Source organism: Pseudomonas sp. HMSC067G02, assembly GCF_001813485.1.
Classification (GTDB): domain Bacteria; phylum Pseudomonadota; class Gammaproteobacteria; order Pseudomonadales; family Pseudomonadaceae; genus Pseudomonas; species Pseudomonas aeruginosa.
Map to the genome: position 1 here is coordinate 1 of NZ_KV812678.1, position 22542 is coordinate 22542.

The 22542-nt window shown below is 68.7% G+C and carries 21 protein-coding genes; 12 read left to right on the forward strand and 9 right to left on the reverse strand.

The annotated features are described in order from the left end of the window. The first annotated feature begins 419 nt into the window (after positions 1 to 419). The 8 genes from pqqA (at position 420) to HMPREF2914_RS14260 (ending at position 8460) form a co-directional block, all read left to right on the forward strand. Positions 420 to 491, forward strand: a complete 72-nt coding sequence (gene pqqA, locus HMPREF2914_RS14225) for a pyrroloquinoline quinone precursor peptide PqqA (RefSeq protein ID WP_003106462.1) — start codon at positions 420 to 422, stop codon at positions 489 to 491. Between the two features lie 52 nt (positions 492 to 543). Continuing rightward, positions 544 to 1458 (forward strand): pyrroloquinoline quinone biosynthesis protein PqqB, encoded by a 915-nt coding sequence (pqqB, locus tag HMPREF2914_RS14230; protein WP_003113495.1) that lies wholly within the window; start codon positions 544 to 546, stop codon positions 1456 to 1458. A gap of 9 nt (positions 1459 to 1467) precedes the next feature. After that, positions 1468 to 2220: a pyrroloquinoline-quinone synthase PqqC gene (gene pqqC, locus HMPREF2914_RS14235; protein ID WP_003111679.1), complete on the forward strand. Its 753-nt coding sequence runs from the start codon at positions 1468 to 1470 to the stop codon at positions 2218 to 2220. Further along, positions 2217 to 2495, forward strand: a complete 279-nt coding sequence (gene pqqD / locus HMPREF2914_RS14240; protein WP_003088542.1) for a pyrroloquinoline quinone biosynthesis peptide chaperone PqqD — start codon at positions 2217 to 2219, stop codon at positions 2493 to 2495. Before pqqC ends, pqqD begins: the two co-directional genes overlap by 4 nt. Continuing rightward, positions 2467 to 3612, forward strand: a complete 1146-nt coding sequence (pqqE, locus tag HMPREF2914_RS14245) for a pyrroloquinoline quinone biosynthesis protein PqqE (protein ID WP_003119136.1) — start codon at positions 2467 to 2469, stop codon at positions 3610 to 3612. The genes pqqD and pqqE overlap by 29 nt, the downstream gene beginning before the upstream one ends. A 4-nt stretch (positions 3613 to 3616) precedes the next feature. Next, positions 3617 to 5443, forward strand: coding sequence for an alpha/beta hydrolase family protein (locus HMPREF2914_RS14250; RefSeq protein WP_015503037.1), 1827 nt, complete (start codon positions 3617 to 3619; stop codon positions 5441 to 5443). Between the two features lie 85 nt (positions 5444 to 5528). After that, complete coding sequence (gene ercA, locus HMPREF2914_RS14255) at positions 5529 to 6692, forward strand: alcohol dehydrogenase-like regulatory protein ErcA (protein WP_003088548.1); 1164 nt, start codon at positions 5529 to 5531, stop codon at positions 6690 to 6692. After that, complete coding sequence (locus HMPREF2914_RS14260; RefSeq protein ID WP_003139741.1) at positions 6676 to 8460, forward strand: PAS domain-containing hybrid sensor histidine kinase/response regulator; 1785 nt, start codon at positions 6676 to 6678, stop codon at positions 8458 to 8460. The genes ercA and HMPREF2914_RS14260 overlap by 17 nt, the downstream gene beginning before the upstream one ends. On the opposite strand, the gene HMPREF2914_RS14265 is transcribed toward HMPREF2914_RS14260, so the two are convergent. The 6 genes from HMPREF2914_RS14265 to HMPREF2914_RS14290 form a co-directional block, all read right to left on the reverse strand. Continuing rightward, a complete protein-coding gene (locus tag HMPREF2914_RS14265) occupies positions 8405 to 9613 on the reverse strand; it encodes an MFS transporter (protein WP_003139740.1) in 1209 nt (402 codons plus the stop codon). The two genes, HMPREF2914_RS14260 and HMPREF2914_RS14265, sit on opposite strands and share 56 nt — an antisense overlap. Before the next feature lie 124 nt (positions 9614 to 9737). Next, positions 9738 to 10301, reverse strand: coding sequence for a putative glycolipid-binding domain-containing protein (locus tag HMPREF2914_RS14270; RefSeq protein WP_003132242.1), 564 nt, complete (start codon positions 10299 to 10301; stop codon positions 9738 to 9740). Next, a complete protein-coding gene (locus HMPREF2914_RS14275; protein ID WP_003111913.1) occupies positions 10298 to 10654 on the reverse strand; it encodes an MmcQ/YjbR family DNA-binding protein in 357 nt (118 codons plus the stop codon). The genes HMPREF2914_RS14270 and HMPREF2914_RS14275 overlap by 4 nt, the downstream gene beginning before the upstream one ends. An 18-nt stretch (positions 10655 to 10672) precedes the next feature. Then, on the reverse strand, positions 10673 to 10951 hold the full coding sequence (locus HMPREF2914_RS14280) for a peptidylprolyl isomerase (RefSeq protein ID WP_003088559.1): 279 nt from the start codon (positions 10949 to 10951) through the stop codon (positions 10673 to 10675). A 57-nt stretch (positions 10952 to 11008) separates the two neighbouring features. Further along, positions 11009 to 12964, reverse strand: a complete 1956-nt coding sequence (locus tag HMPREF2914_RS14285; RefSeq protein ID WP_003139739.1) for an acetoacetate--CoA ligase — start codon at positions 12962 to 12964, stop codon at positions 11009 to 11011. A 67-nt stretch (positions 12965 to 13031) separates the two neighbouring features. Then, positions 13032 to 13952 carry a LysR family transcriptional regulator gene (locus HMPREF2914_RS14290; protein ID WP_003088564.1) on the reverse strand — a complete coding sequence of 307 codons (921 nt, stop codon included), beginning with the start codon at positions 13950 to 13952 and terminating at the stop codon, positions 13032 to 13034. Between the two features lie 131 nt (positions 13953 to 14083). On the opposite strand from HMPREF2914_RS14290, the gene HMPREF2914_RS14295 reads away from it, so the two are divergent. The 4 genes from HMPREF2914_RS14295 (at position 14084) to HMPREF2914_RS14310 (ending at position 18441) form a co-directional block, all read left to right on the forward strand. Beyond that, complete coding sequence (locus HMPREF2914_RS14295; RefSeq protein ID WP_003088566.1) at positions 14084 to 14782, forward strand: CoA transferase subunit A; 699 nt, start codon at positions 14084 to 14086, stop codon at positions 14780 to 14782. 34 nt (positions 14783 to 14816) lie between these two features. Then, complete coding sequence (locus HMPREF2914_RS14300; protein ID WP_003088567.1) at positions 14817 to 15473, forward strand: CoA transferase subunit B; 657 nt, start codon at positions 14817 to 14819, stop codon at positions 15471 to 15473. Between the two features lie 149 nt (positions 15474 to 15622). Then, positions 15623 to 16804 (forward strand): acetyl-CoA C-acetyltransferase, encoded by a 1182-nt coding sequence (locus tag HMPREF2914_RS14305; RefSeq protein ID WP_003088570.1) that lies wholly within the window; start codon positions 15623 to 15625, stop codon positions 16802 to 16804. 212 nt (positions 16805 to 17016) lie between these two features. Beyond that, complete coding sequence (locus HMPREF2914_RS14310; RefSeq protein ID WP_003088572.1) at positions 17017 to 18441, forward strand: short-chain fatty acid transporter; 1425 nt, start codon at positions 17017 to 17019, stop codon at positions 18439 to 18441. A gap of 190 nt (positions 18442 to 18631) precedes the next feature. On the opposite strand, the gene bdhA is transcribed toward HMPREF2914_RS14310, so the two are convergent. The 3 genes from bdhA to hbcR form a co-directional block, all read right to left on the reverse strand. Beyond that, positions 18632 to 19402, reverse strand: coding sequence for a 3-hydroxybutyrate dehydrogenase (gene bdhA, locus HMPREF2914_RS14315; protein ID WP_023091892.1), 771 nt, complete (start codon positions 19400 to 19402; stop codon positions 18632 to 18634). A 33-nt stretch (positions 19403 to 19435) separates the two neighbouring features. Then, the gene (locus HMPREF2914_RS14320) at positions 19436 to 20827 is read right to left on the reverse strand and encodes a GntP family permease (protein WP_019726133.1); all 1392 of its coding nucleotides are present in this window, start codon (positions 20825 to 20827) and stop codon (positions 19436 to 19438) included. A 262-nt stretch (positions 20828 to 21089) separates the two neighbouring features. Beyond that, positions 21090 to 22535 (reverse strand): sigma-54-dependent transcriptional regulator HbcR, encoded by a 1446-nt coding sequence (hbcR, locus tag HMPREF2914_RS14325; protein WP_023091891.1) that lies wholly within the window; start codon positions 22533 to 22535, stop codon positions 21090 to 21092. Positions 22536 to 22542 lie beyond the last annotated feature (7 nt).

Genomic DNA, 22542 nt, shown 5'->3' on the forward strand with positions numbered 1-22542 from the left:
ACTACCAGCAGACCAAGAACCTGCTGGTGAGCTATGACATCGACCCGCTGGGCTTCTTCTGAGCGGTCCTCAGCCGCCGCGGATCGCTCCGACCCGCGGCCTTTCCGCCAAGGCACCTGCGGGTGCGCTCGTCCCGCGTCCCGACGCGGCTTTCCCCATGGCGGGTTCTGGCGCGACGCGGCCCTGGCCGCGTCTTTTTTTTCGCCTCGCCGCCGCCCCGGCATGGACTAGGCTTCTGCCCTGCACCAGGGCGAACCAGGGGGGCGCAACGGCGATCTCCCGGCGAACCTTGGGCGGAACAGGCAGTCCCTACCAAATCAGGGGGAAAACTCCTTCGAAAGTCTCATTCGGAGCGAGCCCCGCTGATGTTTAACTCGACCTGCCGGAATCGCCCGGCCCCACCAGAGAGGATCGACCCCATGTGGACCAAGCCCAGCTTCACCGACCTGCGTCTCGGTTTCGAAGTGACCCTCTACTTCGCCAACCGCTGATCCGTTCGGCCCCGGTCTTCCGGGGCCTCCCTCCAGCCCGCGGGGCAGACCCATGCACATCCGTATTCTCGGTTCGGCCGCCGGCGGCGGCTTCCCCCAGTGGAACTGCAACTGCCGCAACTGTCGCGGGGTCCGCGACGGCAGCGTAGCGGCCCAGCCACGCACGCAATCCTCCATCGCCCTGTCCGACGACGGCGAGCGCTGGATCCTCTGCAACGCCTCGCCCGACATCCGTGCCCAGATCGCCGCCTTCCCGGCCCTCCAGCCGGCGCGTCGGCCGCGCGATACGGCGATCGGCGCGATCGTCCTGCTCGACAGCCAGATCGACCACACCACCGGCCTGCTCAGCCTGCGCGAAGGCTGCCCGCACGAAGTCTGGTGCACGCAGATGGTCCACCAGGACCTCAGCGAAGGCTTCCCGCTGTTCCCCATGCTTTCCCACTGGAACGGCGGCCTGCGCCACCGGCCGATCGCCCTCGATGGCGAGCCTTTCGCCATCCCGGCCTGTCCGCGCCTGCGCTTCACCGCGATCCCCCTGCGCAGTAGCGCGCCGCCGTATTCCCCGCATCGCGGCGATCCGCATCCGGGCGACAACATCGGCCTGTTCGTCGAGGACCTCGATAGCGCCGGTGCGCTGTTCTATGCACCGGGCCTCGGCGAGGTGGACGAGGCGCTGCTCGAATGGATGCGCCGCGCCGACTGCCTGCTGGTGGACGGTACGCTCTGGCGCGACGACGAGATGCTGGTCTGCGAGGTCGGCGACAAGCTCGGCCGGCAGATGGGGCACCTGGCGCAGAGCGGGCCGGGCGGCATGCTCGAGGTGCTGGCGAAGGTGCCGGCCGCGCGCAAGGTACTCATCCACATCAACAACACCAATCCCATCCTCGACACCGCTTCGGCCGAACGCGCCGAGCTGGATGCCAGTGGCATCGAAGTGGCCTGGGATGGCATGCACATCCAGCTGTAGGGGGCCAACATGAGCCGTGCCGCCATGGATCGCGCCGAATTCGAACGGGCGCTGCGCGACAAGGGACGCTACTACCATATCCACCATCCGTTCCATGTCGCGATGTACGAGGGCCGTGCCAGTCGCGAACAGATCCAGGGCTGGGTGGCGAACCGTTTCTACTACCAGGTCAACATCCCGCTGAAGGACGCGGCGATCCTGGCCAACTGTCCCGACCGCGAGGTCCGCCGCGAGTGGATCCAGCGTATCCTCGACCACGACGGCGCCCCCGGCGAGGCGGGCGGCATCGAGGCCTGGCTGCGTCTGGCGGAAGCGGTGGGCCTGGAGCGCGAGCAGGTGCTGTCCGAGGAGCGGGTGCTGCCCGGCGTGCGCTTCGCCGTCGACGCCTACGTCAACTTCGCCCGTCGCGCCAGTTGGCAGGAGGCGGCGAGCAGTTCGCTGACCGAACTCTTCGCCCCGCAGATCCACCAGTCGCGGCTGGACAGTTGGCCGCGCCACTATCCGTGGATCGAGGCGGCCGGCTACGAGTATTTCCGCAGTCGCCTGGCCCAGGCCCGGCGCGACGTCGAGCACGGCCTGCGGATCACCCTGGAGCACTATCGGACCCGCGAGGCACAGGAACGCATGCTGGATATCCTGCAATTCAAGCTGGACGTGTTGTGGAGCATGCTCGACGCGATGAGCATGGCCTACGAACTCGAACGCCCGCCGTACCATACGGTGACCCGCGAGCGGGTCTGGCATCGGGGGCTGGCATCATGAGCCTGCCGTCGCTCGACAGCGTGCCGATGCTGCGCCGGGGCTTCCGCTTCCAGTTCGAACCGGCCCAGGACTGCCATGTGCTGCTCTACCCCGAAGGCATGGTCAAGCTCAACGACAGCGCCGGGGAAATCCTCAAGCTGGTCGATGGCCGCCGCGACGTGGCGGCCATCGTCGCGGCGCTGCGCGAGCGTTTCCCCGAAGTCCCCGGCATAGACGAAGACATCCTGGCGTTCCTCGAGGTGGCCCATGCGCAATTCTGGATCGAGCTGCAGTGAAAGCGTGGGGCCGCCGCTCTGGCTGCTGGCCGAGCTGACCTATCGCTGTCCGTTGCAGTGCCCGTACTGCTCGAACCCGCTGGAATTCGCCCGCGAGGGCGCCGAGCTGAGTACCGCGGAATGGATCGAGGTGTTCCGCCAGGCTCGCGAGTTGGGCGCCGCACAGCTCGGTTTCTCCGGCGGCGAGCCGCTGCTGCGCCAGGACCTCGCCGAACTGATCGAGGCAGGGCGCGGCCTGGGCTTCTACACCAACCTGATCACCTCCGGCATCGGCCTCGACGAGGCACGCCTGGCGCGCTTCGCCGAGGCCGGGCTGGACCACGTGCAGATCAGCTTCCAGGCCGCCGACGAAGAAGTGAACAACCTGCTCGCCGGCTCACGCAAGGCCTTCGCCCAGAAACTGGCGATGGCCCGCGCGGTGAAGGCGCACGGCTATCCGATGGTGCTCAACTTCGTCACCCACCGGCACAACATCGACAACATCGAGCGGATCATCCAGCTGTGCATCGAGCTGGAAGCCGATTACGTCGAACTCGCCACTTGCCAGTTCTACGGCTGGGCCGCGCTGAACCGTGCCGGGCTGCTGCCGACCCGCGCCCAACTGGAGCGCGCCGAGCGGATCACCGCCGAATACCGCCAGCGGCTGGCCGCCGAAGGCAACCCGTGCAAGCTGATCTTCGTCACCCCCGACTACTACGAGGAACGGCCGAAGGCCTGCATGGGCGGCTGGGCCAGCGTATTCCTCGACATCACCCCCGACGGCACCGCGCTGCCGTGTCACAGCGCGCGGCAATTGCCGGTGCAGTTTCCCAACGTGCGCGAGCACAGCCTGCGCCACATCTGGTACGAATCGTTCGGCTTCAACCGTTACCGCGGCGACGCCTGGATGCCCGAACCCTGCCGTTCCTGCGAGGAGAAGGAGAGGGACCACGGCGGCTGCCGCTGCCAGGCGTTCCTCCTCACCGGCGATGCCGACGCCACCGACCCGGTCTGCGCCAAGTCGGCACGGCACGACCTGATCCTCGCGGCCCGTCGCCAGGCCGAGGAGGCGCCGCTTGGCCTGGACGCGCTGACCTGGCGCAACCAGCGCGCGTCACGCCTGATCTGCAAGGCCTGAGGCAATGGTCGACTACGGCGACTGGCCGAGCGACTGGAGCGCCGAGCGCGCGGTGGCCGCCGGGCGCGATTTCAGCGAGCTGAAGGCGGCCCATGGCGGGCTGGCCTGGGTGGAATTCGATCCGGCCAGCGCGCGCTCGCGCCTGTACCTGTGGCGCGACGGCGTGCTGGAGGAGCCCACCGCGCCGGACGGCTCGGTGCGCAGCCGGGTCTACGAGTACGGCGGCGGCGCCTGCTGCGTGACGCTCGACGGGCTGGCCTGGGTCGACGAAACCGACCAGCAGGTACGCCGCTGGCGAGCGGGCCGCGCAGCCCAAGTGCTGGGCGGCGGGGCGCAGTGTCGCTACGGCGACCTGGCCTACGTCGATGCCTGGGATGCCCTGCTGGCGGTGGAAGAGAGCCATGGGCCGACCGGGGTCGTGCATCGCATCGTGCGCCTGGACGCCGATGGCGCGCGCCGGGTGCTGGTCGAGGGCGCCGATTTCTACGCCGCGCCGCGTGCCGCCGGCCAGGGGCGGCGGCTGGCCTGGATCGAATGGGACCGTCCGCACCAGCCCTGGACCGAGACCCGCCTGGGCCTGGCGGAGAATGGGCGTACGCGCTGCCTGGCCGGAGCCGGAGGCGGCGAGTCGATCCAGCAACCACGCTTCGATCCCGCCGGCCGCCTTCACTGGCTGAGCGACCGCGACGGCTGGTGGCGTCCCTGCGCCGAGGTCGCGTTGGCCGGCCGCTTCGCCGATGCCGACCACGCTGGCGCGCCCTGGCAATTGGGCGCTTGCAGCTACCTGCCGCTGGGAGAGGGAAGGCTGCTGCTCAGTCGCGTCGAGGCCGGCGGCGGGCAACTGTTCCTGCGCGAAGCGGACGGCAGCGAGCGGCGCCTGGCCGCGGACTGGAACCGGTTCGCCGGACTGGCCGCGGATGCCCGGGCGTTCTACTGCATCGCGGCGGCGGCCGGGCGCCTGCCGGCGCTGCTGGCGATCCATCGCGACGAGCTGCGTGTCGAGGTGCTGCGTGGCGGCGAGCGACCGCTGGCGGAGGACGACCTGTCGCATCCGCAGGCCTTCGTCTATGGGCTGGGCAACGGCGAAAACGGCCACGGTTTCTTCTATCCGCCGCGCAATGCCCGCCGCCGCGTCGATCCCCGACGACCACCGCCGCTGCTGGTGTGGCTGCATGGCGGACCGACCTCGATGCATTCGCCGGCGTTCGATGCCGGCCTGCAGTTCTGGACCCAGCGCGGTTTCGCCGTGGCGGCGCTGAACTACCGGGGCAGCAGCGGCTACGGCCGCGCCTATCGGCAGCGCTTGCGCGGCCAGTGGGGGCGCCTGGAGTTGCGCGATATCGAGGCCGCGCTGGCGCAGCTGGACGCGGAGGGACGGATCGACCGCGCCCGGGTCTTCGTCCGTGGCGCCAGCGCCGGAGGCTACAGCGCGTTGCGCGCCCTGGCTTGCCTCGATGGCCTGCGCGGCGGCGCCAGTCTCTATGGGGTCAGCGATCCGTTGGCACTGGCGCGTTGCACCCACAAGTTCGAGGGTGACTACCTCGACTGGCTGATTGGCGACCCGCTGCGCCAGCGCCGTCGCTACCTGGTGCGCAGCCCGGTGCTGCAGGTCGGGCGTATCCGCGCGCCGGTAGTGTTCTTCCAGGGCGGGCTCGACGCGGTGGTGGTGCCGGAGCAGACCGAGGCGATGGTCGCCGGCCTGCGGCGCAGCGGCGCGCGCGTGGAGTGCCACCGCTATCCGCAGGAGCGCCACGGTTTCCGCCAGCCGGCCAATCGCGCCCATGCGCTGCTGGCGGAATGGCGCTTCTACCTGGGCCTGCTGGAGGATTGAAAGGGCCGCCAAGGTCGCATTGCAATAACCGACGAATGCAGTAGGCTGCCGGCAATGTCCGATAACAATAAGAATGGTCTGTCAGATGAGCCACGACCTCAGCCAACTGCGTAAATTCGTCTCGCCCGAGATCATCTTCGGCGCCGGCTGCCGGCACAGCGTCGCCAACTACGTGAAGACCTTCGGTGCGCGCAAGGTCCTGCTGGTCTCCGACCCCGGCGTGCTCGCCGCCGGCTGGGTCGCCGACATCCAGGCAAGCCTGGAGGGGCAGGGCATCGACTATTGTCTGTATACCGACGTTTCGCCCAACCCCCGGGTCGACGAGGTGATGCTCGGCGCCGAGTTCTATCGCAGCGAGGGCTGCAACGTGATCGTCGCGGTGGGCGGCGGCAGCCCGATGGATTGCGCCAAGGGCATCGGCATCGTCGCCGCCCATGGCCGCAGCATCCTCGAGTTCGAAGGCGTCGACCGGCTGCGGGTGCCGAGTCCGCCGCTGATCCTGATCCCGACCACCGCCGGGACTTCGGCGGACGTCTCGCAGTTCGTGATCATTTCCAACCAGGACGAGCGCATGAAGTTCTCCGTGGTGAGCAAGGCGGTTGTGCCTGACGTCTCGCTGATCGACCCGGAAACCACGTTGACCATGGATCCCTTCCTTTCGGCCTGTACCGGCATCGATGCACTGGTACACGCCATCGAGGCGTTCGTCTCCACCGGCCACGGGCCGCTGACCGATCCCCACGCGCTGGAAGCGATGCGCCTGATCGATGGCAATCTGGTACAGATGATCGCCAACCCCGGCGACATCGCCCTGCGCGAGAAGATCATGCTCGGGAGCATGCAGGCCGGGCTGGCCTTCTCCAACGCCATCCTCGGCGCGGTGCATGCCATGTCGCACAGCCTCGGCGGCTATCTCGACCTGCCCCACGGCCTGTGCAACGCGGCGCTGGTCGAACACGTGGTGGCGTTCAACTACAGCGCCGCGCCGGAACGCTTCAAGGTGATCGCCGAGACCTTCGGCATCGATTGCCGCGGCCTGACCCAGGGGCAGGTCCGCCAGCGCCTGGTGGACCACCTGATCGCCTTCAAGCACGCCGTGGGTTTCCACGAGAGCCTCGCCCTGCACGGGGTCGGCAGCTCCGACATTCCTTTCCTCTCGCGCCACGCGATGCAGGACCCGTGCATCCTTACCAACCCGCGCGAGTCGAGCCAGCGCGATGTCGAGGTGGTCTATGGCGAGGCCCTCTGAGCAGCAGCAGGAGGCCCTGGCCGGGTTGCTCGGCCTGGGCAGCCACTCCGCGCGCAAGAGCCACTACCCGGAGCTGCTGGCGCGCCTGGAGGAGCTGGAGGCCGAGCGCAACCGCTACAAATGGCTGTTCGAGCACGCGGTGCACGGCATCTTCCAGGCCAGCCTCGGCCAGGGGCTGCGCGCCGCCAATCCGGCGCTGGCGCAGATGCTCGGCTACGACGATCCGCAACAGGTGCTCTGGTCGCTGGAGGACATGGCCGGGCAACTGTTCGTCGGCGGCGAGGCCGAGATGCGACGGATCCGCGCGCTGCTGCGCGAGCGCGGCGGCCTGTTCGGCTACGAGACGCGCCTCTGGCGCAGGGACGGCAGTCACATCGAGGTATTGATGAACCTGCTGCTCAGGCACGACGAGGAAGAATTGGTCGAAGGTTTTGTCGCCGACATCACCGAGCGGGTCCAGGCCCAGCAGCGCCTGCAGACCATGAACGAGGAGCTGGAGCGGCGGGTAGCCGAGCGCACCCACGAGCTGGAAGAGCTCAACCGCCAGTTGCGCCAGGCGCGCGACGCCGCCGAAGCCGCCAACCACAGCAAGGACAAGTACCTCGCCGCCGCCAGCCACGACCTGCTGCAACCGCTCAACGCGGCGCGGCTGCTGGTCGACACCCTGCGTGAGCGGGGCCTGCCGGCCGCCGAACTGCAACTGGTGGAGCGCACCCACCTGGCCCTGGAAGGCGCCGAGACCTTGCTCACCGACCTGCTGGAAATCGCCCGGCTCGACCAGAGCGCGATCCGTCCGGACCTGGACGACTATTCCCTCGACGAACTGCTCGCTCCGCTGGCCTCGGAGTTCGAGGAAGTCGCGCGTGCCGCCGGCCTGGCCCTGCGTGCGCGGATCCCACGACTGGCAGTGCGCACCGACGCGCGCCTGCTGTCGCGGATCCTGCGCAACTTGCTCAGCAACGCCTGCCGCTACACCGAGCGCGGCAGCGTGCTGCTGGGCGCGCGCCGGCGTGGCGGCAAGGTACGCCTGGAGGTATGGGACACTGGCCGGGGCATCCCCGCCGACCAGTTGCAGGCGATCTTCCTCGAGTTCAACCAACTGGACGCCGGGCGCGCTTCCGAGCGCCGTGGCGTCGGGCTCGGGTTGGCCATCGTCGACCGTATCGCCGGCATCCTCGGCTACCGCATCGAGGTGCATTCGACTCCCGGCCGAGGCTCGCTGTTCGCCATCGAGGTGCCGCTGGTCCGCAAGCCAGCGCGGCCAGTGCCCGGCGAGGCGACTGCGCGGCTTTCGGCCGGCGATCCGCTGCCGGGACGGCGGCTGCTGGTGGTGGACAACGAGACCGAGATTCTCTTCAGCATGTCCGCGCTGCTCGGCCAGTGGGGCTGCGAGGTGCTTACCGCCACCGACCTGGAAGGCGCGCGCAAGGCGCTCGATGGCCGCGCGCCGGATGCGATCCTGGTCGACTACCACCTGGACCACGGCGCTACCGGTTGCCAGTTGCTGGGCGCCTTGCGCGAGGACTACGGCGCGGAGATCGCCGCGGTGATGATCACCGCCGACCGCAGCGACGATTGCCGCCGCGCGCTGGCCCGCCTGGGCGTGCCGCTGCTCAACAAGCCGCTGAAGCCCGGCAAGTTGCGCGCGGCGCTAAGCGCCTTGCTCGGCGAGGCCCAGGGCGCTCCCCGCGGCGCCGGAGAAGGTGCAGGTCCTAGCCCGGCCGGCGGCTGCGTCGGTGCAGCGCAATGGCCAGGGCCAGCCCGCTGAGCGAGGCCAGGCAGGCGAAGAGGAACATCGAGCGGAAGCCGAACAGGTTGGCGACGAAGCCCACCAGCGGCCCGGTGATGCCCAGCGACAGGTCGACGAACAGCGAGTAGGCGCCCAGCGCCGCGCCACGGTTGGAAGCCGGTACCAGGTTCACCGCTTCCACGCCGAACGCCGGGAACACCAGGGAGAAGCCGAAGCCGGTGAGGGCCGCGCCGGCCAGGCCGACCCAGGGATTCGGCGCGCTCCACAGCAACAGCAGGCCGAGGCTTTCGACGCCGAGGCAGATGATCGCCACGCGGAAGCCGCCGAGCCGGTTGATGCTATTGGCGAACAACAGCCGGGCGCCGATGAAGCAACCGCCGAAGGCACTCAGGCAGAGCACTGCGTTGGCCCAGCCACGGCTGGCGTAGTAAAGGGTGATGAAGGTGGCGATGGTGCCGAAGCCGATCGCCCCCAGCGCCAGGCCCATACCGTGCGGGGTGACCCGGCCGAGCACATGGTGGAACGGCAGTCGCTCGCCGTGCACCAGCGGCGCCGGCAACTTCGGCCAGGCCAGGGCGAAGCCGAGCGCCCCGAGCAGGACGATGGACGCGCCCATGCTCCACAGCCCCAGCCACTGCACCAGCAGCACCCCTAGCGGCGCCCCGAGGGCGATGGCGCCGTAGCTGGCGATGCCGTTCCAGGAAATCACCTTGGCGGTGTGCGGCGCGCCGACCCGGCCGATGCCCCAGCCGATCGCCGCCGAGCCGACCAGGCTTTCCGCCGCGCCGAGTACCAGGCGGCCGACCAGCAGGCTGGCCAGGCTCAGCGCCGGCCAGCCCTGGATCGCCACCGAGAGCAGCATGAACAGCCCGCTCGCGGCGCTGCCGGCCATGCCGTAGAGCACCGCGCGCTTCGGCCCGAGCCCGTCGATGACGCGCCCGGCGTAGGGCCGGGCGAGCAGGGTGGCGAGGTACTGCAGGCTGATCACCAGGCCGGCCAGCACCGAGCCGTAGCCGAGGTCGTCGTGCACGTAGCCGGGCAGCACCGCCAGCGGGATGCCGATGGTCAGGTAGCCGATGAAGGTGAACATCACCACCGAGACGATCTGCAGGGTGACGTTCTGCCGGGCGCTGTCCTGCGCCGGCGGGGTGGGGCGGATATCGACGGACATGTGGGAAACGCGGTCGCAGTGGGTTGTCGCGGTCCGCCATGATGACCGTTGCGGATGACGAATGAAAGCAGGCTAACGGATTCGCCGGGCTATCGGCGACGCGCGGTGCCTGGCGCTAGCGCGTTCAGAGACGCTGGAAGAGACCCGGGTAGTCGATCACCAGGCCCTGTTCGTCCACCAGCAGTACCGCCTTGAACGCGCTGCCTTCGAGGTTCTCGTAGAGGTAGTGGCTGGCGTCCAGGCGGGTGTAGGCCTGGCGCATGCTACGCGGCTCCAGGGCCGGGGCCTCGATGTAGAGCGCGCGGATTTCCGCGCGCTGGCCATCGGCCAGGCCCAGGCGGCGGATCGGGAAGGTGTTGGTGAAGGGGCTTGGCCAGAGATCGATGTCCAGGCAACCGTCGAACGCCGGTAGCGCTTCGCCGTCGCCGTCCTGCCAGTGGCCGCGGCCATCGGCGAGCAGGTGCAGCTTGCGCACCCCGGTTTCGCTTTCGACGTGGAACACCGCCTCACGCAGATGCCAGTCGGCGTCCCAGCGCAGCCGGTAGTCCAATTGGTAGGGCAGGCCGCTGCGTTCGTCCGGCGCGCGCAACTGGCTTTCCGCCTGGTCGTCCTCCAGGCGCAGGGCCTCCCAGCTGGACGACGGCGAGCGCCACAGGCCGGCCCAGGTGTACAGACGGTCGCGACTCATGCGTCGAGTACCAGGCCGAGGCGCTGGCGCTTGGGCAGGCGCGCCACCACCAGCTGATGGGAACGGACCAGGGCCTCGCGCAACTCCGCCGCCTTCATCGGGTAGGGGCGGGCCATGACGATCCAGTGCGCGCGCGCCAGGTAGGGCGCCGGACGGATGCCGGGGCGGTCGACATAGCCGAGGAACAGCTCGCTGCCGACCTTGAAGGCCAGGCCGCCGTCCTTGTCGACGAAGTCGAGGATGGCGAACATCTTGTTGCCGGCCACCGAGAACACCCGGTTCGAACCCCACTTGAGGTCTTCCCGGGCGCCGGGCAGTTGCAGGCAGAAGGCGGCGATCTGGTCGGCGGTCATGGACGCTCCGGTGGCGGTTCAGTCGCGGAAATACACTTCCAGGAGATGGTAGCCGAACTGGCTCTTCAGCGGACCCTGGAGCACGCCCACGGGTTTCCTGAAGATGGCATTGTCGATGGACCTGACCATCTGCCCCGGACGCACCTCGCCGAGGTCGCCGCCGCGCTTGCCGGACGGGCAGGTCGAATGCTTCTTCGCCAGTGTGGCGAAGTCCTCGCCCTTGGCCAGGCGCTGCTTCAGTTGGGCGGCCTCGGCTTCGGTCTTGACCAGGATGTGGCGGGCCATGGCGACGGGCATGGGATTACCTTTTGCGGTAGCACGGAACGCGCATTCTAGCCCAGGCTCGCCGCGGTTTCAGTCGCGCAGTTCGGCGAGGTCGCGATAAAGCTCCAGCGCCTGCGGGTTGGCCAGGGCGTCGGTGTTCTTCACCGGGCGGCCGTGGATCACGTTGCGCACCGCAAGCTCGACGATCTTGCCGCTCAGGGTGCGCGGGATATCGGCGACCTGGATGATCTTCGCCGGTACGTGGCGCGGCGTGGCGTTGGCGCGGATGGTCTGGCGGATGCGTTCACGCAGCGGCTCGTCGAGTCGCACGCCGTCGCGCAGGCGGACGAACAGCAGCACACGCACATCGCCCTGCCAGTCCTGGCCGATGGCGATGGACTCGAGGACTTCCTCGACCTTTTCCACCTGGCGGTAGATTTCCGCGGTGCCGATGCGCACGCCGCCGGGATTGAGCACCGCGTCGGAGCGGCCGTGGATGACCAGCCCGCCGTGGGCGGTTTCCTCGGCGTAGTCGCCATGGGCCCAGACGCCGGGAAAACTGGCGAAGTAGGCGTCGTGGAACCTGGTGCCATCCGGGTCGTTCCAGAAGCCCAGCGGGATCGACGGGAAATGCCGGGTGCAGACCAGCTCGCCCTTGCCGCTGGCGAGGCGGCGGCCGTCGTCGTCCCAGATTTCCACGGCCATGCCCAGCGCCTTGCATTGCAGTTCGCCGCGCCACACCGGCAGCACCGGGTTGCCGATGGCGAAGCAGGAAACGATGTCGGTGCCGCCGGAGATCGACGACAGGCAGAGGTCGCTCTTCAGCTCGCGATAGACGTAGTCGAAGCTTTCGTGGGCCAGCGGCGAACCGGTGGAGAGCAGTGTCCTCAGGCTGTCCAGGCGGTGGCTGTGGCGCGGGCGCACGCCGGCCTTCTCGAGCGCCGCCAGGTACTTGGCGCTGGCGCCGAACACGGCGATGTCCTCGGCGTCGACGAGGTCCAGCAGGCGCTCGGGGCCGGGGTGGAACGGCGAGCCGTCGTAGAGCACCAGGCTGGCGCCCACCGCCAGGCCGGAGGCCAGCCAGTTCCACATCATCCAGCCGCAGGTGGTGTAGTAGAACAGCCGGTCGCCGTCGCCCAGGTCGGTGTGCAGGCCGTGCTCCTTGAGATGTTGCAGGAGCACGCCGCCGGTGGCATGGACGATGCACTTGGGTACCCCGGTGGTGCCCGACGAATAGAGGATGTACAGCGGCTGCTCGAAGGGCACCGGGGTGAAGACCGGCTCGCCCTCGGCCTGGTAGAACCCGTCCCACAGCGCGACACGCGCCTGGCAGCGGTAGTCCTGCGGCTGCGCCTGCGGACGGTCGTAGGGCACCACCAGCAGTTGCTCCAGGCCGGGCAGGCCGGCGAGCACCTCGTTGAGCTTGGCGGTCAGGTCCAGCGACTTGCCGGCGTAGCGGTAGCCGGCGCAGGCGATCAGCACGCGCGGTTCGATCTGGCCGAAGCGGTCGATCACGCCCTGGGTGCCGAAGTCCGGCGAGCAGCTCGACCAGGTGGCGCCGAGGCTGGCGGTGGCGAGCATGCCGACCACGGTCTGCCAGGTGTTCGGCATCAGCGCGGCGACCCGGTCGCCGGGGCCTATGCCCAGGGCGGCGAGGCGCTTCTGCAGGCCCGCCACGTGACGGGCCAGTTCGGCGTGGCTGAGCACCTCGCGGCGACCGTCTTCGCTCACCGCGATCAGCGCCGGGGCATCATCGCGGCGGCGCAGCAGGTGTTCGGCGAAATTCAGCGTGGCGCCGGGGAACCAGCGCGCCGAGGGCATCTGCGTGCCTTCCTCGAGGACCGCACGCGGCGGTTGCTGGAAGCGCACCTCGAAGAAGTCGACGATGGCCTGCCAGAACGCCTCGCGCCGCTGCACGCTCCAGGCATGCAGCGCCGGGTAGTCGGCCAGACCGAGGGCATGGCGCTGGTTGACGAAGCGCCGGAAGGCCTCCATGCGACTGGCGGCGATGCGTTCGGCGGAAGGGCTCCAGAGCGGTGCGGGCATGGCGTGTCCGTCCTTGTTGTTGTTCCGGGACATGCAGGAAGCATAACCGGACCCGCCGCTGCCTGCCTCACTCCGTGGACTGGTCCTGCGGCAGCGCCAGCGAGCGCCAGTCGGTGCCATGCAGCAGCACGTCGCTGAGGGCCTGGGCGGCGGTGGACAGCTTGTGCTCGCTCAGCCGCAGCAGGCCGACCCGTCGCTGCACCTGCGGCGCGTAGAGCGGCAGGCAGCGCGCGCCGAGTTCCTGCATCTGCTGGATGCACAGGGTCGGCACGGCGCTGACACCCAGTCCCTGGGCGACCATCCGCCCGACCGTGACCAGTTGGTGGCTCTCGAACGCCACCGGCAAGCGGCCGTGCTCGGCGGCCACGCTTTCTTCCAGGAGCAGGCGCACCGCCGAGGGGCGTTGCAGGGTAATGAAGGGCTCGCCGAGCAGTTCGCGCCAACTGATCCGCTCCTGCCCGGACAGCGGCGAGCCGGTCGGCACCACGGCGACGAAGCGGTCGCTGTAGAACGGGGTGAACTCGAGGTTTTCCAGGGACTCCGGCTCGAAGGCGATGCCCAGCTCGACGCGTCGGTTGCGGACCATCTCCAGCACCTGCTCGTTGATCACGTCGTGCACCGCCACGTTGACCCGCGGGTGGCGTTCGCGAAAGGTCTTCAAGACCAGCGGCAGCAGGTTGCCGGCGAAGGAGGGCATGGCGGCGATGGAGACCTTGCCCAGTTGCAGGGTGAAGTGCTGGCGCAGCAATTCCTCGGTATTGTCCCAGTCGGCCAGCAGGCGCAGCGCCAGCGGCAGCAGGGTCTCGCCCTCGGGGGTGAGGCTGACGCTGCGGGTGGTACGTTCCAGCAGCGGACCGCCGAGGCTTTCCTCCAGGCTCTTGATCGCCAGGCTCAGGGCCGGCTGGGAGAGGTGCAGGCGTTCGCCGGCCTGGGCGAAGCTGAGGCTCTGCGCCACGGCGAGGAAGGCGCGCAACTGCTTGACGGTCATTTATTTGTTTTTCTCATCAATGGATTGGAAAAACAAACTTAACAAATCAGTCCGCAGCGGAGAAGCTCTGTGCGACCCGGCAGTCAGACTGCCGCACGCACAATCACAAGAGCCGGAAGAGGCACAGCAGCATGAGCGGACTCGACAAGCGAGTAGGCAGTTACGAAGAGGCCCTCGAAGGCCTGACCGACGGCATGACCGTCCTCGCCGGGGGCTTCGGCCTCTGCGGGATTCCCGAGAACCTGATCGCGGAAATCCGCCGGCGCGGGGTCAGGGACCTCACGGTGGTCTCGAACAACTGCGGCGTCGACGGTTTCGGCCTCGGCGTGCTGCTGGAAGACCGGCAGATCCGCAAGATGATCGCCTCCTACGTCGGCGAGAACGCCCTGTTCGAGCAACAACTGCTCAGTGGCGAGCTGGAAGTCGAACTGACCCCGCAAGGCTCGCTGGCCGAGAAGATCCGCGCCGGCGGCGCCGGCATCCCGGCCTTCTTCACCGCCACCGGCTACGGCACCCCGGTCGCCGAGGGCAAGGAGGCGCGCGAGTTCAATGGCCGCCACTACATCCTCGAACCGGCCATCACCGGCGACTTCGCCATCGTCAAGGGCTGGAAGGCCGACCATTTCGGCAACGTCGTCTATCGCCACACCGCGCAGAACTTCAACCCGCTGGTCGCCACCGCCGGGCGCATCACGGTGGTCGAGGTGGAGGAGATCGTCGAGCCCGGCGAACTGGACCCGACGCAGATCCACACCCCCGGCATCTACGTCGACCGGATCATCCAGGGTCGCTTCGAGAAACGCATCGAGAAACGCACGCTGCGCGCCTGACGGCGGCCGCTACAACGACAAGAGGTTTCCCCAGATGGCACTTACCCGCGAACAGATGGCGCAGCGCGTGGCGCGCGAATTGAAGGACGGCTACTACGTCAACCTCGGCATCGGCATCCCGACCCTGGTGGCCAACTACGTACCGGAGGGCATCGACGTCATGCTCCAGTCGGAGAACGGCCTGCTCGGCATGGGCGCGTTCCCCAGCGAGGCGGAAGTCGACGCCGACATGATCAACGCCGGCAAGCAGACCGTGACCGCCCGCGTCGGCGCGTCGATCTTCGACTCGGCGCAGTCCTTCGCCATGATCCGTGGCGGCCACGTCGACCTCACCGTGCTCGGTGCCTTCGAGGTGGACGTGCGCGGCAACATCGCCTCCTGGATGATCCCCGGCAAGCTGGTCAAGGGCATGGGCGGCGCCATGGACCTGGTGGCCGGCGCCGAGAACATCATCGTCACCATGACCCACGCCTCCAAGGACGGCGAGTCCAAGCTGCTGCCGTACTGCACCCTGCCGCTGACCGGTTGCGGCTGCATTCGCAAGGTGCTCACCGACCTGGCCTACCTGGAGATCGAGGACGGCGCTTTCATCCTCCGCGAGCGCGCCCCCGGGGTCAGCGTCGAGGAGATCGTGGCGAAGACCGCCGGCAAGCTGATCGTCCCCGAACACGTGCCGGAAATGAGTTTCTGAATCGCGGCCCGCGCGGCCGGCGCCTCCACGCAAGGCGCCGGCCGCGCGGACCGTCCTTTCCAGAGGGCGTAGGATAGGAGGCTGTCGCACCGCCTACGTCCACCCGCAGCGATTCGGCCCGGCCACGGGCGAATCCAGGAGAACCATCCATGCAAGACGTCGTCATCGTCGCCGCTACCCGTACCGCCGTCGGCAGCTTCCAGGGCTCGCTGGCCGGCATTCCCGCCCCCGAGCTGGGCGCCGCGGTGATCCGCCGCCTGCTCGAACAGACCGGTCTCGATGCCGGCCAGGTCGACGAAGTGATCCTCGGCCAGGTGCTCACCGCCGGGTCCGGGCAGAACCCGGCGCGCCAGGCGGCGATCAAGGCCGGCCTGCCGGTCGGCGTGCCGGCCATGACCCTGAACAAGGTCTGCGGCTCCGGCCTCAAGGCCCTGCACCTGGGCGCCCAGGCGATCCGCTGCGGCGACGCCGAGGTGATCGTCGCCGGCGGCCAGGAGAACATGAGCCTGGCGCCCTACGTCATGCCCGGCGCCCGCACTGGCCTGCGCATGGGCCATGCGAAGCTGGTCGACAGCATGATCGAGGACGGCCTGTGGGACGCCTTCAACGACTACCACATGGGCATCACCGCCGAGAACCTGGCGGAGAAGTACGGCCTGACCCGCGAGGAGCAGGACGCCTTCGCCGCCGCTTCGCAGCAGAAAGCCATCGCCGCCATCGAGGGCGGGCGCTTCCGCGACGAGATCACGCCGATCCAGGTCCCGCAGCGCAAGGGCGAGCCGCTGAGCTTCGACACCGACGAGCAGCCGCGCGCCGGCACCACCGTCGAGGCCCTGGCCAAGCTCAAGCCGGCCTTCAGGAAGGACGGCAGCGTCACCGCCGGCAACGCCTCCAGCCTCAACGACGGTGCCGCCGCGGTATTGCTGATGAGCGCGGCCAAGGCCAAGGCCCTGGGCCTGCCGGTGCTGGCGCGGATCGCCAGCTACGCCAGCGCCGGGGTCGACCCGGCGATCATGGGCATCGGCCCGGTCTCCGCCAGCCGTCGCGCGCTCGACAAGGCTGGCTGGAGCCTGGAGCAACTGGACCTGATCGAGGCCAACGAGGCCTTCGCCGCGCAGTCCCTGGCGGTGGGCCGGGAACTGGGCTGGGATGCCGCCAGGGTCAACGTCAACGGCGGCGCCATCGCCCTTGGCCACCCGATCGGCGCGTCCGGCTGCCGGGTGCTGGTGACCCTGCTGTACGAGATGATCCGTCGCGACGCGAAGAAGGGCCTCGCCACCCTGTGCATCGGCGGCGGGCAGGGCGTCGCCCTGACCCTGGCCCGCGACTGATCCATCGACCTGCCGCTCGCGGCGTGATCGCGCCATGTCCTTTCGCGGGGGCATGGCGCGCTCGTGTCCAGGGAACGAGCGGCGGACGGCCTTGACCGTCCGACCGGCCCCGTACCGTTCCGCCCCTCGGGACGGCCGGGTGCCCAGGGAGCCGTAGCACACACAGGCGGCCCCGTAGTCGCCGAATAACAATAAAACCGAGAGAATCCGCGATGACCGCTATCCTTCCCATCCAAGAAAGCCGCTCCGCGCGCTTCGCCATGCGTTGCTCGAACTGGGCCGAGCGCTGGTTTCCCGACTCCTGGGTGTTCGCCGCCCTGGCCATCCTCATCGTCAGCCTGGCCGCGCTGGCCATGGGCGCCGGACCGACCGCCACGGCGAAAGCCTTCGGCGACGGTTTCTGGAGCCTGATCCCGTTCACCATGCAGATGGCCTTCGTGGTCATCGGCGGCTATGTGGTGGCCAGTTCAGGCCCCGCCTCGCGTCTCATCGACCTGCTCGCGCGGGTGCCGAAGAATGGCCGCTCGGCGGTCTGCTGGGTGGCGCTGGTGTCGATGCTCGCCTCGCTGCTCAACTGGGGCCTCAGCCTGGTCTTCGGCGGCCTGCTGGTACGCGCCCTGGCGCGCCGCAGCGACCTGCGCATGGACTACCGCGCCGCCGGCGCCGCGGCCTACCTCGGCCTGGGCGCGGTGTGGGCGCTGGGCCTGTCGTCGTCGGCCGCGCAGTTGCAGGCCAACCCGGCCAGCCTGCCACCGTCGATCCTGGCGATCACCGGGGTGATCCCGTTCACCGAGACCATCTTCCTCTGGCAGTCCGGGGTCATGCTGCTGGCGCTGATCCTGGTCTCGCTGGTGATCGCCTACATGACCGCGCCGAGCGCCGCCAGCGCCCGCGACGCCAAGGATTGCGGGGTCGACGTGAGCTTCACCGCTCCGGCCAGGCTGGCGCCGACCCGGCCCGGCGAGTGGCTGGAGCACAGCCCGTTGCTGATCATCCTGCTGGTACTGCTGGCCGGCGGCTGGCTGGTCCACGAGTTCTCGACCAAGCCGGCGATCCTGGCGATCTCCGGGTTGAACACCTATAACCTGCTGTTCCTGATGCTCGGCGCGTTGCTGCACTGGCGCCCGCGCAGCTTCCTCGACGCGGTGGCGCGCGCGGTGCCGACCACCACCGGGGTGCTGATCCAGTTCCCGCTGTACGGCTCGATCGCGGCGATCATGACCACGGTCAACGGCAGCGACGGCGAGACCCTGGCCCACCATATCTCGACCTTCTTCGTACAGATCGCCTCCCACGACACCTACGCGCTGCTGATGGGCGTGTACTCGGCGGTGCTGGGCTTCTTCATTCCCTCCGGCGGCGGCAAGTGGATCATCGAGGCGCCGTACGTGATGCAGGTGGCCAACGAGCTGCAATACCACCTCGGCTGGGCGGTGCAGATCTACAACGCCGCCGAGGCGCTGCCGAACCTGATCAACCCGTTCTACATGCTGCCGTTGCTCGGCGTGCTGGGGCTGAAGGCGCGCGACCTGATCGGCTTCTCGTTCGTCCAGTTGCTGGTGCACATCCCGCTGGTGCTGGTGCTGCTCTGGGCCCTGGGCAGCACCCTGGCGTACATCCCGCCGGTGATGCCGTAGCGCATCGCCACCCCCGATAACTTCCTCTCCCTTCAGGGAGGAGGTTGGGGACCGGGCAGCCGCGCCGGGAGACGAGGTATCGGCGGATAACGCCTGTGGCGTTATCCGCCCTACGCAATGGGGCGGGCGAACTCCGGATGGTTCCCTCTCCCTTCAGGGAGAGGGTCTGGGGAGAGGCTGGCCGCCCCGGCTACTGCGCCACCCAGCCGCCATCCATGTTCCAGGCCGCGCCGCGCACCTGGTCGGCGGCTTCGCTGCAAAGGAACAGCGTCAGTCCGCCGAGTTGCTCGGGGGTGACGAAGGCCAGCGAGGGTTGCTTTTCCGCCAGCAGGTCGTGTTCCGCCTGTTCGGGCGAGACGCCCTCGGCGATGCGCGTGTCGATCTGCTTCTGCACCAGCGGGGTCAGCACCCAGCCGGGGCAGATGGCGTTGCAGGTCACCGGCGTGCGCGCCGTTTCCAGCGCCACACTCTTGGTCAGGCCGAGCACGCCATGCTTGGCGGCGACGTAGGCGCTCTTCCCGGCTGAGGCGACCAGCCCGTGGGTCGAGGCGACGTTGACGATCCGCCCCCAGCCGCGCGCGAGCATGCCCGGCAGGGCCAGGCGGGTGGTATGGAACACCGAGGACAGGTTGATCGCGATGATCGCGTCCCAGCGTTCCATGGGGAATTCCTGCACCGGCGCCACGTACTGGATGCCGGCGTTGTTGACGAGGATGTCGACGCCGCCGAAGGTCCGCTCGGCGAAGGCCATCAGTTCGCCGATCTGCTCCGGGCTGGAGAGGTCGGCCGGGTGGTGCTCTGCGCGCACGCCGTGGGCGCGGACCTGCGCCAGCGCCGCGTCGACCTCGCCGAAGCCGTTGAGGAGCAGGTCGGCGCCGGCCTCGGCCAGGCTCAGGGCGATGCCCAGGCCGATGCCGCTGGTGGAACCGGTGACCAGGGCGGTCTTGCCTTTCAGGGTCATGCTGTTTCTCCCGCTGGATGAAAAAAGGGCGGATCAGACCAGGCCGGTGGCGTAGAACAGTCCGATGACGAAGAACACCGCCAGGGTCTTGATCAGGGTAATACCGAAAATGTCCTTGTACGCCTCCCGATGGGTCAGGCCGGTGACCGCCAGGAGGGTGATCACCGCGCCGTTGTGCGGCAGGGTATCCATCCCGCCGCTGGCCATGGCGGCGACCCGGTGGAGGACTTCCAGGGGGATCTGCGCGGCGTTGGCGGCGGCGATGAAGGTATCGGACATCGCCGCCAGGGCGATGCTCATGCCGCCCGACGCGGAACCGGTGATGCCGGCCAGCAGGGTGACGGTGATCGCTTCGTTGACCAGCGGATTGGGAATGCTCTTGAGCGCGTCGGCCAGCACCAGGAAGCCCGGCAGCGAGGCGATCACCGCACCGAAGCCGTATTCCGAGGCGGTGTTCATCGCCGCCAGCAGCGAGCCGGCCACCGCGCTGCGGGTGCCTTCGGCGAGGCGGCTGCGGATCGCCGCGAAGCCGCTCGCCAGCACCAGCAGGATGCCCAGCAGCAGGGCCGCCTGCACTGCCCAGATCGCGGTGAGCTTGCCGACCTCGGTCTGCAACGGCGTGGCCATGCCGGCCAGTTGCAGGGTATGGACCTGGCCGTACCATTGCGGGATCCAGTGGGTGAACAGCAGGTTGGCGACCCCGACCAGCATCAGCGGCGAGAGCGCCAGCCAGGGATTCGGCAGGCGCAGGTCATCGGCGGTCTCCGGCTCGTTGCGCAGGTCGCTGCCGTAGCCTTCGCCGTTGCGCCGCGCCTTGTTCGCCTGGCATCGCAGGTAGAGCATGCCCACGGCGAAGACGAACAGCGCGCCGAGGGTGCCGAGCCAGGGCGCGGCCCAGGCGTGGGTGCCGAAGAAGGTCGAGGGGATGATGTTCTGGATCTGCGGGGTGCCGGGCAGCGCGTCCATGGTGAAGGAAAACGCGCCGAGGGCGATGGTCGCCGGAATCAACCGCTTGGGGATGTCGCTCTGGCGGAACATCTCCGCGGCGAACGGGTAGACCGCGAACACCACCACGAACAGCGAGACGCCGCCGTAGGTGAGCAGCGCGCAGACCAGTACGATCACCAGCATCGCCTGGCGGGTGCCGAGCAGGCGGATCGCCGCCGCGACGATGGAGCGGGAGAAGCCGGCCAGCTCGATCAGCTTGCCGAACACCGCGCCAAGCAGGAATACCGGGAAGTAAAGCTTGATGAAACCGACCATCTTCTCCATGAACACCCCGGTGAAGGTCGGCGCGACCGCGCTGGGATCGGTGAGCAGGACGGCGCCGAGGGCGGCGAGGGGGGCGAACAGGATGACGCTGTAGCCGCGGTAGGCGGCCAGCATCAGCAGGCCCAGGGCGGCAAGGGCGATGATCACGCTCATCGGGCATATCTCCACGGCGCTGCGGGGCGCGCTCCGCATGGGGAAGGGCGCTCCGGGCCTGTTTCTTGTTGTCGAACGGTGCGGGCACCGGCGTGACGGCCTGGAACGGGGCAGGGCCGTCGGAAAGGCGCGTTGCGATAACCGTGCCAGGCCACAGAATCGCGGTTTTCGCGGGCTGCGGCGAGACGAAGGGGAGCGTGGGGAACAGCGTTGTCTCAAAATGGAGACGTAATCGAGCGAAAGTGCCGTGGCTATGCAGGTCTCAGTTCGTCTCTATTTCGAGACGGGTCCCGTTATCGAGACGCATGCCCAGCGCCACGATCTTCTTGTACAGGGTCGAGCGACCCAGGCCCAGGCGTTTCGCCGCTTCCACCACATTGCCGGCACTCTGTGCCAGGGCCCGTCCGATCAGGTCGCGCTCGAAGGCTTCGCGGGCCTGTTGGAAATCCCCGACCGGCCTGTCGTCCGCCGCTCGAGGCAGCTCCGGCAGCGGTTGCAGGGGGCCCAGCGCCGCGCCGAGGGCGGCGGCGTCCAGCAACGGTTGGTCGGCCAGCAGCAGCGCGCGTTCCAGCACGTTGCGCAGTTCGCGAACATTGCCCGGCCAGGCATGCCGGGCGAGCAGCGCCAGGGCGTCGTCGCCGAGTTCGTGGAGACGGCCGTGGTCGAGGCTGTCGAGGATCGACTCGCAGAGCGCCGGGAGGTCGTCCAGGCGCTGGCGCAACGGTGGGATCTCGATCGGCAGGACGTTCAGCCGGTAGTAGAGGTCAGCGCGGAAACGGCCTTCGCGCATCGCCTGCTGCAGGTCGATGGAAGTGGCGGCGACCAGGCGGATGTCGCTGCGGATCACTTCGTTGGAACCCACCGCTTCGAACTCTTTCTCCTGTAGCACGCGCAACAGCTTGCCTTGCAAGGCCAGCGGCATGTCGCCGATCTCGTCGAGGAACAACGTGCCGCCCTGGGCCACCTGCAACTTGCCTGGCCGGCCCTTGCGCTCGGCACCGGTGAAGGCCCCCGGGGCGGTACCGAAGAATTCGGCCTCCAGCAGGCTTTCCGGGATCGCCGCGGCGTTCACGCTGACGAAGGCCTTGTGCGCCCGCGGCGAAGCGCTGTGGATGGCGTGGGCGAGCAGTTCCTTGCCGGTGCCGGTCTCGCCGAGCAACAGCACCGGCGCTTCGCTGGCCGCGCCACGACGGGCGCGGCGCTTGACTTCCAGGCTGGCCGGACTGGTGCCGACGAAGTGGCTGAAGCTGTACTTGGCCTGGCGCGCCTGCAATTGCGAGCGGGTCGAGGCCAGTTCGCGCTGCATGCTCAGGTAGCGGGTCACCAGCGGCGACAGCGAACGCAGTTCGTCGAGCAGGGCGAAGCCGATGGCGCCGATCACCTCGCCGGCGTCGTCGTGGATCGGCAGGCGCATCACCACCAGCGGGTCCTTCGCGCTGTCCATCATGTCCAGCAGGATCGGCTTGCCGCTGCCTACCACCTCGCGCAGCAGGCTACCGGGGATCACGCTTTCGCAGGGCCGGCCGATGGCCTGCGCCGGGTCGGCGAGGCCGAAACGCTGGGCGTAGCGCTGGTTGATCCAGACGATGCGGGCCTCGCGGTCGACGATCACCGTGCCTTCGCTGGAGCCTTCGACGATCTCGAACAGCGAACGGATCGCCTGCTGGCGTACGCGTTGGTAATCCTGGAGGCTGTCGGCGTCGTTCATCGGCGGC

What these genes read in the sequence shown, in the direction of transcription:
- HMPREF2914_RS14285 (WP_003139739.1), bottom strand. Translation starts at nt 12,964, where the DNA reads ATGCCCGCACCGCTCTGGAGCCCTTCCGCCGAACGCATCGCCGCCAGT.
- pqqE (WP_003119136.1), top strand. Translation starts at nt 2,467, where the DNA reads ATGCGCAATTCTGGATCGAGCTGCAGTGAAAGCGTGGGGCCGCCGCTC.
- HMPREF2914_RS14310 (WP_003088572.1), top strand. Translation starts at nt 17,017, where the DNA reads ATGACCGCTATCCTTCCCATCCAAGAAAGCCGCTCCGCGCGCTTCGCC.
- HMPREF2914_RS14250 (WP_015503037.1), top strand. Translation starts at nt 3,617, where the DNA reads ATGGTCGACTACGGCGACTGGCCGAGCGACTGGAGCGCCGAGCGCGCG.
- HMPREF2914_RS14280 (WP_003088559.1), bottom strand. Translation starts at nt 10,951, where the DNA reads ATGCCCGTCGCCATGGCCCGCCACATCCTGGTCAAGACCGAAGCCGAG.
- HMPREF2914_RS14270 (WP_003132242.1), bottom strand. Translation starts at nt 10,301, where the DNA reads ATGAGTCGCGACCGTCTGTACACCTGGGCCGGCCTGTGGCGCTCGCCG.
- bdhA (WP_023091892.1), bottom strand. Translation starts at nt 19,402, where the DNA reads ATGACCCTGAAAGGCAAGACCGCCCTGGTCACCGGTTCCACCAGCGGC.
- pqqC (WP_003111679.1), top strand. Translation starts at nt 1,468, where the DNA reads ATGAGCCGTGCCGCCATGGATCGCGCCGAATTCGAACGGGCGCTGCGC.
- HMPREF2914_RS14295 (WP_003088566.1), top strand. Translation starts at nt 14,084, where the DNA reads ATGAGCGGACTCGACAAGCGAGTAGGCAGTTACGAAGAGGCCCTCGAA.
- ercA (WP_003088548.1), top strand. Translation starts at nt 5,529, where the DNA reads ATGAGCCACGACCTCAGCCAACTGCGTAAATTCGTCTCGCCCGAGATC.
- HMPREF2914_RS14275 (WP_003111913.1), bottom strand. Translation starts at nt 10,654, where the DNA reads ATGACCGCCGACCAGATCGCCGCCTTCTGCCTGCAACTGCCCGGCGCC.
- pqqB (WP_003113495.1), top strand. Translation starts at nt 544, where the DNA reads ATGCACATCCGTATTCTCGGTTCGGCCGCCGGCGGCGGCTTCCCCCAG.
- HMPREF2914_RS14265 (WP_003139740.1), bottom strand. Translation starts at nt 9,613, where the DNA reads ATGTCCGTCGATATCCGCCCCACCCCGCCGGCGCAGGACAGCGCCCGG.
- HMPREF2914_RS14300 (WP_003088567.1), top strand. Translation starts at nt 14,817, where the DNA reads ATGGCACTTACCCGCGAACAGATGGCGCAGCGCGTGGCGCGCGAATTG.
- HMPREF2914_RS14305 (WP_003088570.1), top strand. Translation starts at nt 15,623, where the DNA reads ATGCAAGACGTCGTCATCGTCGCCGCTACCCGTACCGCCGTCGGCAGC.
- HMPREF2914_RS14290 (WP_003088564.1), bottom strand. Translation starts at nt 13,952, where the DNA reads ATGACCGTCAAGCAGTTGCGCGCCTTCCTCGCCGTGGCGCAGAGCCTC.
- pqqD (WP_003088542.1), top strand. Translation starts at nt 2,217, where the DNA reads ATGAGCCTGCCGTCGCTCGACAGCGTGCCGATGCTGCGCCGGGGCTTC.
- HMPREF2914_RS14320 (WP_019726133.1), bottom strand. Translation starts at nt 20,827, where the DNA reads ATGAGCGTGATCATCGCCCTTGCCGCCCTGGGCCTGCTGATGCTGGCC.
- hbcR (WP_023091891.1), bottom strand. Translation starts at nt 22,535, where the DNA reads ATGAACGACGCCGACAGCCTCCAGGATTACCAACGCGTACGCCAGCAG.
- HMPREF2914_RS14260 (WP_003139741.1), top strand. Translation starts at nt 6,676, where the DNA reads ATGGCGAGGCCCTCTGAGCAGCAGCAGGAGGCCCTGGCCGGGTTGCTC.